Origin of the sequence: Thermosynechococcus vestitus BP-1 (assembly GCF_000011345.1) — a bacterium.
In the GTDB taxonomy this organism is placed as follows: domain Bacteria; phylum Cyanobacteriota; class Cyanobacteriia; order Thermosynechococcales; family Thermosynechococcaceae; genus Thermosynechococcus; species Thermosynechococcus vestitus.
The window spans coordinates 681,031-693,565 of the sequence record NC_004113.1; the positions used below are offsets into that span (position 1 = coordinate 681,031).

The 12,535-nt window shown below is 53.5% G+C and carries 13 protein-coding genes; 10 read left to right on the forward strand and 3 right to left on the reverse strand.

The annotated features are described in order from the left end of the window. Window position 1 precedes the first annotated feature (1 nt). The 3 genes from TLL_RS03390 to TLL_RS03400 all read right to left on the reverse strand — a co-directional run bounded on the left by TLL_RS03390 (window position 2) and on the right by TLL_RS03400 (window position 4,191). Window positions 2-1,381 (reverse strand): UDP-glucose dehydrogenase family protein, encoded by a 1,380-nt coding sequence (locus TLL_RS03390; RefSeq protein ID WP_011056511.1) that lies wholly within the window; start codon window positions 1,379-1,381, stop codon window positions 2-4. A gap of 14 nt (window positions 1,382-1,395) precedes the next feature. Then, window positions 1,396-2,352, reverse strand: coding sequence for a UDP-glucuronic acid decarboxylase family protein (locus tag TLL_RS03395; RefSeq protein ID WP_011056512.1), 957 nt, complete (start codon window positions 2,350-2,352; stop codon window positions 1,396-1,398). Window positions 2,353-2,877: 525 nt separating this feature from the next. Continuing rightward, on the reverse strand, window positions 2,878-4,191 hold the full coding sequence (locus TLL_RS03400) for a dihydroorotase (protein ID WP_011056513.1): 1,314 nt from the start codon (window positions 4,189-4,191) through the stop codon (window positions 2,878-2,880). A 190-nt stretch (window positions 4,192-4,381) separates the two neighbouring features. Here TLL_RS03400 and nuoH point away from each other — a divergent pair, with 190 nt between their 5' ends. The 10 genes from nuoH (at window position 4,382) to TLL_RS03450 (ending at window position 12,531) form a co-directional block, all read left to right on the forward strand. Further along, complete coding sequence (nuoH, locus tag TLL_RS03405) at window positions 4,382-5,500, forward strand: NADH-quinone oxidoreductase subunit NuoH (protein WP_126985484.1); 1,119 nt, start codon at window positions 4,382-4,384, stop codon at window positions 5,498-5,500. 29 nt (window positions 5,501-5,529) lie between these two features. Then, on the forward strand, window positions 5,530-6,120 hold the full coding sequence (ndhI, locus tag TLL_RS03410) for an NAD(P)H-quinone oxidoreductase subunit I (RefSeq protein WP_011056515.1): 591 nt from the start codon (window positions 5,530-5,532) through the stop codon (window positions 6,118-6,120). A gap of 11 nt (window positions 6,121-6,131) precedes the next feature. Then, on the forward strand, window positions 6,132-6,734 hold the full coding sequence (locus tag TLL_RS03415) for an NADH-quinone oxidoreductase subunit J (protein ID WP_011056516.1): 603 nt from the start codon (window positions 6,132-6,134) through the stop codon (window positions 6,732-6,734). Between the two features lie 9 nt (window positions 6,735-6,743). Then, complete coding sequence (gene nuoK / locus TLL_RS03420) at window positions 6,744-7,049, forward strand: NADH-quinone oxidoreductase subunit NuoK (RefSeq protein ID WP_011056517.1); 306 nt, start codon at window positions 6,744-6,746, stop codon at window positions 7,047-7,049. Window positions 7,050-7,122: 73 nt separating this feature from the next. Continuing rightward, the gene (locus TLL_RS03425) at window positions 7,123-8,292 is read left to right on the forward strand and encodes an HhoA/HhoB/HtrA family serine endopeptidase (RefSeq protein WP_011056518.1); all 1,170 of its coding nucleotides are present in this window, start codon (window positions 7,123-7,125) and stop codon (window positions 8,290-8,292) included. A gap of 1 nt (window position 8,293) precedes the next feature. After that, window positions 8,294-9,307 carry a DUF3326 domain-containing protein gene (locus TLL_RS03430; RefSeq protein ID WP_011056519.1) on the forward strand — a complete coding sequence of 338 codons (1,014 nt, stop codon included), beginning with the start codon at window positions 8,294-8,296 and terminating at the stop codon, window positions 9,305-9,307. Window positions 9,308-9,330: 23 nt separating this feature from the next. Continuing rightward, window positions 9,331-9,780, forward strand: a complete 450-nt coding sequence (locus tag TLL_RS03435) for a DUF4351 domain-containing protein (protein ID WP_011056520.1) — start codon at window positions 9,331-9,333, stop codon at window positions 9,778-9,780. Between the two features lie 7 nt (window positions 9,781-9,787). Further along, a complete protein-coding gene (locus TLL_RS03440) occupies window positions 9,788-10,717 on the forward strand; it encodes an Rpn family recombination-promoting nuclease/putative transposase (RefSeq protein WP_011056521.1) in 930 nt (309 codons plus the stop codon). A 7-nt stretch (window positions 10,718-10,724) separates the two neighbouring features. Then, window positions 10,725-11,630, forward strand: coding sequence for an Rpn family recombination-promoting nuclease/putative transposase (locus tag TLL_RS03445; RefSeq protein WP_011056522.1), 906 nt, complete (start codon window positions 10,725-10,727; stop codon window positions 11,628-11,630). Window positions 11,631-11,637: 7 nt separating this feature from the next. After that, complete coding sequence (locus tag TLL_RS03450) at window positions 11,638-12,531, forward strand: Rpn family recombination-promoting nuclease/putative transposase (RefSeq protein WP_011056523.1); 894 nt, start codon at window positions 11,638-11,640, stop codon at window positions 12,529-12,531. Window positions 12,532-12,535 lie beyond the last annotated feature (4 nt).

Sequence of the window (12,535 nt, forward strand, 5' to 3'; positions counted from 1 at the left end):
CCTAGTGGCCCATCCCCACATAGCGAAAGCCCAGTGACTCTAGCCCCTTGCGATCTAAAAAATTGCGGCCATCAATGATCACCGGTTGGTGCATCACCTTGGCCAATTCCCCATAATCCACCTCTTGGAATTGTGGCCAGTCGGTCACCAGCACCAGAGCATCGCAGCCATCAGCAAGGTGCAGCAGATCTGTTTCCACAATCACATGGGAGAGCCCCGATCGCAGGCCCGACTGGGACACAAGGGGGTCATAGGCTTTGACCTTGGCACCCAAGCGATGCAGTTCCTCAATCAGATTCAGGGCAGGGGCATCCCGCAAATCATCGGTGTTGGGCTTAAACGTCAACCCCAAAAGGCCAATGGTTTTACCCTTGAGGATCTTCAGCACCTGTTGCAGTTTTTCAATGACAATAAAGCGTTGCCGCTGGTTCACTTGAACCGCTGCTTTAAGCAACTGGGCATCGTAGCCGTAGTCTGCCGCCGTGTGGATGAGGGCCGAAACATCCTTGGGAAAACAGGACCCCCCCCAGCCTAAGCCCGCTTGCAGAAATTTCTCGCCAATACGGGAATCTAAACCCATTCCCTTGGCCACTTGCACCACATCCGCACCCACGCGATCGCAAATATTGGCAATTTCATTAATAAAGCTGATTTTAGTCGCCAAAAAGGCATTGGCCGCGTACTTGATCATTTCCGCCGAACTCAGATCCGTCACCAAAACCGGTACGGGAGGCAAGGTGGGATCAGCCGCATATTTGCGCTCAATAATCGGCCCATAGAGTTCCTGCATGATTTGAATCGCTCTGCGGCTACTGCTGCCCAAGACAATGCGATCGGGGTTAAACGTGTCATAGACCGCTGAACCTTCCCGCAGAAATTCAGGGTTGCTGACCACATCAAAATCTAGGGGCGGATGGGTCCCCCCTCCTTTGAGGGCATCGGCCAAATCGGGCTCTCGCTCAACCACACCATCGAGAATAATCATCCGTACCCAGTCCCCTGAGCCAATGGGCACTGTGGATTTATTGACAATGACTTTGTATCCCAGATGCAAATGGGCGCCAATGCCGCGGGCAACGGCTTCCACATAGCGGGTATCGGTTTCACCATTGGGCAGTGCAGGCGTACCGACAGCAATAAAGAGCACTTCACCAAACTCAACCCCAGTGCCCAGATCGCTACTGAAGCGAATGTGACCACTGGCAATGCAACCCCGGAGTAACTCCGTTAGACCCGGTTCATAAATGGGGGATTCCCCCTGTTGCAGCAGCTTGACTTTATCAATATTGTTGTCAATGCAAATGACTTCATGGCCAATATGTGCCAGGCACACTCCCGTCACCAAACCCACATAGCCGGTGCCAATTACACAGACCCGCATTCCCCGTGGCCTCCCTAAACTTCCACCATCATAGGCGTATAGGGTATGCCCAGCCGCTCAGCAAAGTCAGGAATCGTCCGCTGCAACCCCTCGAGGAGGGAAATGGTTGGTTGCCAGCCCAACACCGTGCGAGCGAGGGTAATGTCGGGACGACGGCGCTGGGGATCGTCACTGGGTAGGGGCTTAAACTGGATTTCTACCCCTGGATTAATCAGGGCCTGGATTTTTTGGGCTAGCTCTAGCACCGTGTATTCATCGGGGTTGCCAAGGTTCACAGGGCCAATGTGATCGCTATTCATCAGCTGAATCAACCCTTCCACCAAATCGCTGACATAGCAAAAGCTACGGGTTTGGGAGCCGTCCCCATAAACCGTGAGGGGAATGCCCTGCAACGCTTGGACAATAAAGTTGCTGACTACGCGGCCATCGTTGACCTGCATTTTCGGGCCATAGGTGTTAAAAATCCGGGCCACGCGAACCTCCACATTGTTTTGGCGGTGGTAGTCAAAGGTCAGCGTTTCTGCCACTCGCTTGCCTTCGTCATAGCAGGAACGGATACCAATGGGGTTGACATTCCCCCAGTAGGACTCAGGTTGGGGATGCACCAACGGGTCACCATAGACTTCCGAAGTTGAGGCCAGGAGAAATCGTGCCTTCACGCGTTTGGCCAACCCCAGCATGTGAAGGGTACCCATAACATTGGTTTTAATGGTTTTGACGGGGTTGTACTGGTAGTGAACCGGCGAGGCGGGGCAGGCCAAGTGATAAATTTGATCCACCTCAAGGCGAATTGGATCGGTGACATCATGGCGGATGAGTTCAAAGTTAGGATGACCTATCCAGCGCAAAATGTTGCGCTTTGTACCAGTGAAGTAGTTGTCTAGGCAAATGACCTCATGACCCGCTTCCATCAGCCGATCCACTAGATGGGAACCAATAAACCCAGCGCCGCCTGTAACCAGAATACGCATTGTGTTATCTAAAAAATTATGAGTGACGTTCTGTCTTTGCCTTAGATTAGCATGAGTTTATCAGAGGCCAGCAATGTCTGATTCTGGTCCGCTTCTAGTGCGCGATCGCTCCCCCTGGCAGTGACCTGTACCCGCCGGCGCTAGCCCCCAAGGACAGCAGGCCCAACCCCTAGAGAACACCCTACAAAACATCATGAACATCATTGAAGGGCTGATCCATGCTCCTAGGGATCAATAGGGCTAGGGAGATTGCATTACCGCCATTGATGCTGGCCAGCAGCAGTATTCAGTGGAAATCCTCTTTGTACAACGATTGACAAGGGCTGCCCCCTACCCTGTCAATTTCTGGCACCCGTGATTGACTCCTCAGTGATACCATTCGCTGACAACAGAAACCGCAACAGTCTAGCGTTGTTATTGAGGTTAGTTGTTTGAGGGAATGTCCCACGCGGATTATCCGTATCATTGGCAACCGCCGAATCAGAGGAAGTTTTTGTAGATTTAACCGGTATTTGGCCAATTCCCCTAGCCCAAGCCAAACTTGAGAGCACGTCCACGCACACTGGTATTCACCCGCCCTTGGCTAAACACAACCTCACCATTGACAAAGGTGTAAACTGGCCACCCCGTCAATGACCAGCCCTCAAAGGGACTCCAGCCACACTTGGTGAGAAGTTCCTCACGGCGCACTGGGCGATAGGTGTGCAAATCCACCAGCACCAGATCCGCATCGTAACCGGGGGCAATTTTCCCTTTGTTGGGAATTTCATAGGCGGCAGCAACCGCAGTGGACATCCAACGCACCACTTGGGGCACAGTACAGCGGCCTGCCATCGCTTGGGTCAGCATCAGCGGCAAGGAGGTTTCTACCCCCGGCATACCAGAGGGGCTTTGGGGATAGGGCTGCGCCTTTTCCTCTAGGGTGTGGGGGGCATGATCGGTGGCAATAAAGTCAATCACCCCATCCAATAGTCCTTGCCAGAGCTTTTTATTATCTACTGCTGTGCGCAGGGGTGGGTTCATTTGCGCAAGGGAACCGATTTTGGCGTAAGCCTCTGTGGTTAGTAGCAGGTGTTGGGGGGTGACTTCTACTGTGATCCAAGGACGCTTGTGCTCGCGCAGAAAGTCCACTTCAATCCCTGTGGAAAGATGGAGAATGTGCAGGCGGCGTTCGTATTTACGGGAGAGGGTCACTGCTAACTGGGTGGCGTTGAGGGCAGCAATCTCATCTTGAATTTGCGAGTGTATGGCCACATCGGTAATGCCCGCAAATTGTTCGCGGCGGGCACGGATGCGACCCTGATCTTCGGCATGGACAGCAATGAGGCGCTTGCCCTCACTAAAGATACGGTCTAAAATTGGCTCCTCATCCACCAAGAGGGGTCCGTGCATTGACCCCATGAAAATCTTGATGCCACAGACGGGGTGGACGGTGTTGAGAACGGCCAGGTTATCCTTGGTGGCGCCAATAAAAAAACCATAATTAACGACACATTTGGCAGCAGCACGAGCCAGTTTGTTCTCTAGGCTAGCCTGATCAATGGTCAGGGGACGGGTATTGGGCATCTCCAAAAAGCTGGTGACCCCCCCCTTGGCACAGGCACAACTGGCGGTGAATAAATCCTCTTTGTGCTCTAAGCCCGGTTCGCGAAAATGCACCTGCGGATCAATCACCCCCGGCAGTAGGGTTAAGCCTGTTGCATCAATCACGGTATCGCTGGGGTTCACAGTGACAGTCTCTGCCACTTCTGCAATGCGATCGCCCTCAAGGCGCACCTGTTGCTGTCGCAGTTCTCCCTCTGGGGTACAAATCACTGCATTTTGGATCGCGATCGCCACCCTGTGCTCCTTAAAAATTGGCCCTCTCGCTTTATCCTACTGACATCTAAGAGCCAAAGAGACAAGATATAAACTATAAATATCTATAATACCTGTGGTGATAAAAATTTGCCCCAGATCTATCTTCCCAACGGAAATAAAACCCTTATACTGTAGAGCGTGTCTGTAGGTGGGGCGCGATCGAATCGCTATGGAATCTGGTATTGACTTACAGGGGCAGTTTATTAGTGCGTTGCAATCCCTTGGCCTCTCCCATGATCTGGCCAAGCTACTATGGCTACCCCTGCCAATGTTAATGATGCTAATTGTGGCTACGGTGGGCGTCCTGGTGGCCGTTTGGCTAGAACGGAAAATTTCTGCTGCTGTGCAACAGCGGATTGGTCCTGAATACATTGGCCCATTGGGAATTTTGGCACCCTTGGCCGACGGCCTAAAACTGATCTTTAAGGAAGATGTTCTCCCCGCAAATAGCGATCGCTGGCTGTTTACCCTTGGTCCAGCAGTGGTCGTGATTCCCGTCTTTTTGTCTTACATCATTGTCCCCTTTGGCCAAAACCTACTGATCTCGAACTTGGCAATGGGGGTCTTCCTCTGGATTGCCCTGTCAAGTATTGCACCCATTGGCCTGCTGATGGCGGGCTATGCCTCCAACAACAAATACTCCCTGCTGGGGGGACTGCGGGCAGCGGCCCAATCCATTAGCTATGAAATTCCCCTTGCCTTGGCAGTGTTGGCAGTGGCCATGATGTCCAATGGCTTGGGCACGGTGGAAATTGTTGAGCAGCAGTCGCAATACGGCATCCTCAGTTGGAATGTCTGGCGGCAGCCCATCGGCTTTTTGGTCTTTTGGATTGCCGCTCTGGCAGAGTGTGAGCGCCTCCCCTTTGACCTGCCGGAAGCCGAGGAAGAACTCGTGGCTGGCTACCAAACGGAGTACGCTGGCATGAAATTTGCCCTCTTTTACCTGGGTGCCTACGTTAACCTTGTGCTTTCAGCACTCTTGGTCAGTGTTCTCTACTTCGGCGGTTGGAGCTTCCCCATTCCCCTAGAAACCATTGCCAATCTCCTCGGGGTGAGTGAAACCAATCCCTTTTTGCAGATTGCCTTTGCAGTGCTGGGCATCACAATGACCCTGATTAAGGCCTACTTCTTCGTCTTTTTGGCGATTCTGCTGCGCTGGACGGTGCCCCGTGTGCGTATTGACCAACTCCTAGACCTTGGCTGGAAATTCCTATTACCAGTGGGTCTAGTGAATTTGCTGCTGACCGCTGGCTTAAAGCTCGCTTTTCCCGTAGCCTTTGGCGGTTAAGAAACTCCCGATTTCTACGAGGTGACACCATGAAATTCCTCAATCAGATTACCAACTATGCCAAGGAGGCAGTGCAGTCTGCTAAGTATATTGGTCAAGGCCTCTCCGTGACCTTCGATCACATGCGGCGGCGGCCGATAACAGTGCAGTATCCCTACGAAAAGCTCATCCCTTCAGAACGGTTCCGGGGACGGATTCACTTTGAGTTTGACAAGTGCATTGCCTGTGAAGTGTGTGTGCGCGTTTGCCCCATTAACCTGCCTGTGGTGGATTGGGTCTTCAATAAAGAGCTCAAGAAGAAAGAACTGAAGCACTACAGCATTGATTTCGGCGTGTGCATCTTCTGTGCCAACTGTGTCGAATACTGTCCCACCAATTGCCTTTCGGTAACAGAAGAATACGAACTGGCCACCTACGATCGCCATGAGCTGAATTACGACAGTGTTGCAATGGGACGCATTCCCTACAAAGTCACCCAAGACCCAATGGTGACTCCAATCCGTGAGTTTGCCTACCTGCCAGCTGGGGTGATGTCTGGCCATGATTTGCCTGCGGGTGCCCAACGGGCGGGAGAGCGTCCCGAGGCGATCGCCAACACTGCTAAATCCTCTGAGAACTAGGAGTTGTTGTTGTGGACTTAGCCACCCTGACCCAAACGATTACCTTCTTTGCCCTTGCTGCTGCAGTCATCATTGCTGCTCTTGGCGTTGTGCTTCTAGACAATGTTGTCTATTCTGCCTTTTTGCTGGGGGGAGTGTTCCTGAGCATCGCTGGGCTGTATATCCTTATGAATGCTGATTTTGTCTCAGCGGCGCAAATTCTCATCTATGTTGGTGCCGTAAACGTTCTCATCCTGTTTGCCATCATGCTCGTCAATAAGCGCGAGACCTATACCCCAGTGCCAGGGCGTTGGCTACGGCAAGGGGGTGCCGCAGTGGTCTCCCTTGGGGTCTTTGCCTTGCTGACAAAAATGATTTTGCAAACCCCTTGGCAACTCAGCTCCGTGCCCCCCACGCCTGACAGCATCACCACCATTGGCCAGCACTTTTTCAGCGATTTCCTCTTGCCCTTTGAGTTGGCCTCGGTCTTACTGCTGATGGCTTTGATTGGGGCAGTGGTTCTTGCACGCCGCGAACTGGTCCTGGAACCGGAACCCATCCTAGGGGAAGAGGTGGTTCCCCCCTTGGAGTTACCGGAACGTCCCCGTGAACCTGTCGCTTTGTCTGAAAAATAGGGAAAGACGATGCAGTTAACCTATGTTTTGATCTTGGCAGCACTGCTGTTTTGTATTGGCATCTATGGTTTGGTTACCAGTCGCAATGCCGTGCGTGTCCTCATGTCCATTGAGTTGCTTCTGAATGCGGTTAACCTCAACCTGATTGGTTTTGCCAACTATCTGGATGGCCAGCAAATCAAGGGGCAAGTCTTTGCAGTATTTGTGATTACTGTGGCAGCCGCTGAAGCCGCCGTGGGTTTAGCGATTATTTTGGCCATCTATCGCAACCGCGACACTGTTGATATGGAGAAATTTAACCTCCTGAAGTGGTAGGCTAGGAGCTGGAACTTGCTTCCCTCAATTGCCGTCTATCTTCAAGAGCCAGTGTCAGCAAAAGGGCAAACCTATGACAGTGCGTCTTGGTAAATCGGTCACCTACCTCTCGTTCATGGCATTGGGGGCAGCCGCTGCAATGTTTGTCACCCACTTGATGCCAGCGTCAACGCCCTTGGTGACCCCCAGCTTGGCACAGTTACCGGCACCGCTGCCAGCGGGAAATGACACTAACTTTATTGCCCGTGCTGTTGAACAGGTGGGGCCTGCCGTGGTGCGGATTGATGCTTCCCGTACGGTGCAGACCCGTGTGCCAGCTATTTTTAATGACCCTTTCTTTCAGGAATTTTTTGGGCCAATGATGCCCCCCCGCAGCCGTGAAGAACGGGGTCTAGGGTCTGGTTTTATCATTAGTAGCGATGGCCTGATCCTGACAAATGCCCACGTGGTAGATGGTGCTAACCGGGTGCGAGTAACCCTCAAAGATGGCCGCACCTTTGAGGGTCAGGTGCTTGGTCAAGACCGTCTGACTGATGTGGCGGTGGTCAAGGTGAATGCGAGCAATTTACCGGTGGTGCGTCTGGGTAATTCTGATCATTTGCGCCCTGGGGAGTGGGCGATCGCCATCGGTAATCCGTTGGGTCTCGATAATACGGTGACCGCAGGCATTATCAGTGCAACCGGACGCTCGAGCGGCGATATTGGTGTGCCTGATAAACGAGTGGGCTTTATTCAAACCGATGCAGCTATTAACCCCGGTAACTCTGGCGGCCCCCTGTTGAACCAGCGGGGAGAGGTGATTGGCATGAATACTGCGATCATTGGCGGTGCCCAGGGCTTGGGATTTGCCATTCCCATCAACACAGCCCAGCGAATTGCCAATCAACTGATTGCCAATGGTCGCGTAGATCACCCCTTCTTGGGTATTCGCATGACCAATCTTACCCCTGAGGTGCAGCAACGCCTCAACACCAACCCCAATAGTCCTGTGCGCGTGGAGGAAAGTTCGGGTGTGTTGATTTTTGAAGTGCTACCCAACTCTCCCGCTGCCCGTGCGGGTCTGCAACCTGGAGATGTGATCCGTCGTATCAATGGCCAAACCATCACTAAAGCAGATCAAGTGCAGCAAATCGTGGAAAGCACAGGCATTGGTCGCACAATGGAACTGGAAGTGCGCCGTCGTGGCCAGACGGTGATCGTGGCTGTCCAGCCGGCTCCCCTCCCAGCCCAGGCCATTCGCTAACGTGCTGACGGCAGTTCTGATCATTCCAACGGGCATTGGGGCTGCCATTGGCGGGTATGCAGGGGATGCGATTCCCGTTGTTCGTGCCTTGGCCCAGGTGTGCGATCGCCTGATTACTCACCCCAACGTTCTGAATGGGGCGATGCTCTATTGGCCACTGCCCAATGTTTGGTATGTCGAGGGCTATGCCCTTGATGAGTTTGCCGTTGGCCATTGGGGATTGCTGCCACCCCGCCCGAATCGTGTTGGTCTGTTGCTAGATGCCGCGATGGAAGCGGATCTCCAACTTCGCCATCGTCAAGCAGCGGCGGCCTGTTCTGCTACCTTGGGTTTAACCATTACTGAACCGGTGATTACCGATGAACCGTTGGGGGTACAGTTACAAACCGCTGCCTCCGGCACAACATGGGGCACTGTGGCGAACCCCGCCAGTTTATTGCGGTCGGCAGAAAAACTGATTCAAGGGGCTCAGGCGGAGGCGATCGCGATCGTGACTCGCTTTCCTGATGATCCAGGTACAGAAGCATTGCACCACTACCGTAGTGGCCAAGGCGTCGATCCCCTGGCAGGGGCAGAAGCAGTCATTAGTCATTTGGTTGTCCAGCACTTTCAAATCCCAGCAGCCCATGCCCCAGCCCTGCAACCATTACCCCTAGAGGAGAGTGTACATCCCCGTGCCCTTGCCGAAGAAATTGGCTATACCTTTTTACCCTCCGTGCTGGTGGGGTTGAGTCGTGCTCCCCGCTATAGCTTCAGTGCCCCGCAAGCCCTGTGGCGACAGGACGTAGATGCAGTGATTGTACCCGCCACTGCACTTGGTGGACGGGGAATCCTGGCTTTTGCTCATCAAGGTATCCCCATCATAACGGTAGCTAACAATACCACAACCCTCAATGTTACAGGTGCCGATTTGGGGATAGAAACAATTCCTTGCCAATCCTATGCTGAGGCTATTGGCGTACTGAGTGCGATGAAGGCGGGAGTCTCTTGGCAAACAGTTGTCACAGCAACCTAAAGTTGCCATTGAGCCTGGCCCTGATGCCGCTCACGGTGTTATCCGCAGCAGAGATGCCGAGAGTGGCGAGGTTATTGGCTGAGCGCACTCACACAGAGGCGGTGCCAAGGCCAGAAGTCATAATAGAGTTAATCACGACGATTGTGCTGTACAAGTTCACGGAGCTGAGTCGGGAGGAGGTGTTGCGGATGCTGGGGTTTACCACTGAGGAATTGAAGCGGACACGGTTTTATCGGGAGGTGTATGCGGAGGCACGGGAGGAAGGATTACAAGAAGGACTGGAGCAGGGATTACAGCAGGGAGAAGCACTTGTGATTTTGCGCCTGCTGAGGCGGCGATTTGGGAGTGTGCCTAGTGAGCTGGAGGAGCGGATTCAGCAGCTCTCTGCTCCTCAGATTGAGGCTTTGGCGGAAGCGCTGCTTGACTTCAGGGAGCTGGAGGAAGTGGCAGCATGGCTAGAGCAGACCTCCTAACTCACCCATGCGCCGCGACTCTCTCTTTTATCAACTCTTTGCCCAACTACCCCAGACCCTCTTTGACCTCTTGGGCATAGACACCCCTGAGGGGTATCGTTTTGACTCAGTTGAGCTGAAGCAAACCGCCTTTCGCATCGATGGCGTCTTTGTGCCCCCTGACCCTGCAGGCACGGTTTATTTCTGTGAGGTGCAGTTTCAGCGGGATAACACTTTCTATGAACGCTTCTTTGCGGAGATTTTTCTCTATCTGCGCCTGTATCGCTCCACCTTTGCAGATTGGCAAGCGGTGGTGATTTATCCGAATCGGCAAACGGAGCAAGAGTCTTTTGCCCCCTATGACCTGTTGGTCCATAGTCCCCGCCTGCGGCGAGTGTATCTGAATGAGTTGGGGTCACCAGAGAGCTTGCCATTGAGCCTGGCCCTGATGCAGCTTACGGCGTTATCCGCAGCAGAGATGCCCACAGTGGCGAGGTTACTAGCTGAGCGCACTCACACAGAGGCGGTGCCAAGGCCAGAAGTCATAATAGAGTTAATTACGACGATTGTGCTGTACAAGTTCACGGAGCTGAGTCGGGAGGAGGTGTTGCGGATGCTGGGGTTTACCACTGAGGAACTGAAGCGGACACGATTTTATCGGGAGGTGTATGCGGAGGCACGGGAGGAAGGATTACAAGAAGGACTGGAGCAGGGATTACAACAGGGACTGCAACAAGGACTGGAGCAGGGATTACAGCAGGGATTACAGCAGGGATTACAGCAGGGAGAAGCACTTGTGATTTTGCGCCTGCTGAGGCGGCGATTTGGGAGTGTGCCTAGTGAGCTGGAGGAGCGGATTCAGCAGCTCTCTGCTCCTCAGATTGAGGCTTTGGCGGAGGCGCTGCTTGACTTCAGGGAGCTGGGGGAAGTAGCAGCATGGCTAGAGCAGACTTCCTAACTCACCCATGCGCCGCGACTCCCTCTTCTATCAACTCTTTGCTCAGCTACCCCAGACCCTCTTTGACCTCTTGGGCATAGACACCCCTGAGGGGTATCGTTTTGACTCAGTTGAGCTGAAGCAAACCGCCTTTCGCATCGATGGCGTCTTTGTGCCCCCTGACCCTGCAGGCACGGTTTATTTCTGTGAGGTGCAGTTTCAGCGGGATAACACCTTCTATGAACGCTTCTTTGCGGAGATTTTTCTCTATCTGCGCCTGTATCGCTCCACCTTTGCAGATTGGCAAGCGGTGGTGATTTATCCGAATCGGCAAACGGAGCAAGAGTCTTTTGCTCCCTATGACCTGTTGGTCCATAGTCCCCGCCTGCGGCGAGTGTATCTGAATGAGTTGGGGTCACCAGAGAGCTTGCCATTGAGCCTGGCCCTGATGCAGCTTACGGCATTATCCGCAGCAGAGATGCCGAGAGTGGCGAGGTTACTGGCTGAGCGCACTCAAACAGAGGCGGTGCCAAGGCCAGAAGTCATAATAGAGTTAATCACGACGATTGTGCTGTACAAGTTCACGGAGCTGAGTCGGGAGGAGGTGTTGCGGATGCTGGGGTTTACCACTGAGGAACTGAAGCGGACACGATTTTATCGGGAGGTGTATGCGGAGGCACGGGAGGAAGGGTTACAAGAGGGGCGACTGGCGGGAAGACAAGAAGGACTTCAGGAAGGCTTGCAGCAGGGATTACAGCAGGGAGAAGCACTTGTGATTTTGCGCCTGCTGAGGCGGCGATTTGGGAGTGTGCCTAGCGAGCTGGAGGAGCGGATTCGGCGGCTCTCTGTTTCACAGATTGAAGCTTTGGCGGAGGCGCTGCTTGACTTCAGGGAGCTGGGGGAAGTGGCAGCATGGCTAGAGCAGACTTCTTAACTAACCCATGCGCCGCGACTCTCTCTTTTATCAACTCTTTGCCCAGCTACCCCAGACCCTCTTTGACCTCTTGGGCATAGACACCCCTGAGGGGTATCGCTTTGACTCAGTTGAGCTGAAGCAAACCGCCTTCCGCATCGATGGCGTCTTTGTCCCCCCTGACCCTGCAGGCACGGTTTATTTCTGTGAGGTGCAGTTTCAGCGGGATAACACCTTCTATGAACGCTTCTTTGCGGAGATTTTTCTGTATCTACGCCTGTATCGCTCCACCTTTGCAGATTGGCAAGCGGTGGTGATTTATCCGAATCGGCAAACGGAGCAAGAGTCTTTTGCTCCCTATGATCTGTTGGTCCATAGTCCCCGCCTGCGGCGAGTGTATCTGAATGAGTTGGGGTCGCCAGAGAGGTTGCCATTGAGCCTGGCCCTAATGCAGCTTACGGCGTTATCCGCAGCAGAGATGCCGAGAGTGGCGAGGTTACTGGCTGAGCGCACTCACACAGAGGCGGTGCCAAGGCCAGAAGTCATAATAGAGTTAATCACGACGATTGTGCTGTATAAGTTCACGGAGCTGAGTCGGGAGGAGGTGTTGCGGATGCTGGGGTTTACCACTGAGGAACTGAAGCGGACACGGTTTTATCGGGAGGTGTATGCGGAGGCACGGGAGGAAGGATTACACGAAGGATTGCAACAGGGACTGCAACAAGGACTGGAGCAGGGATTACAGCAGGGAGAAGCACTTGTGATTTTGCGCCAGTTAAGGCGGCGATTTGGGAGTGTGCCTAGTGAGCTGGAGGAGCAAATCTGGCGGCTCTCTGTTTCACAGATTGAGGCTTTGGCGGAGGCGCTGCTTGACTTCAGGGAGCTGGAGGAAGTGGCAGCATGGCTAGAGCAGACTTCCTAACTCA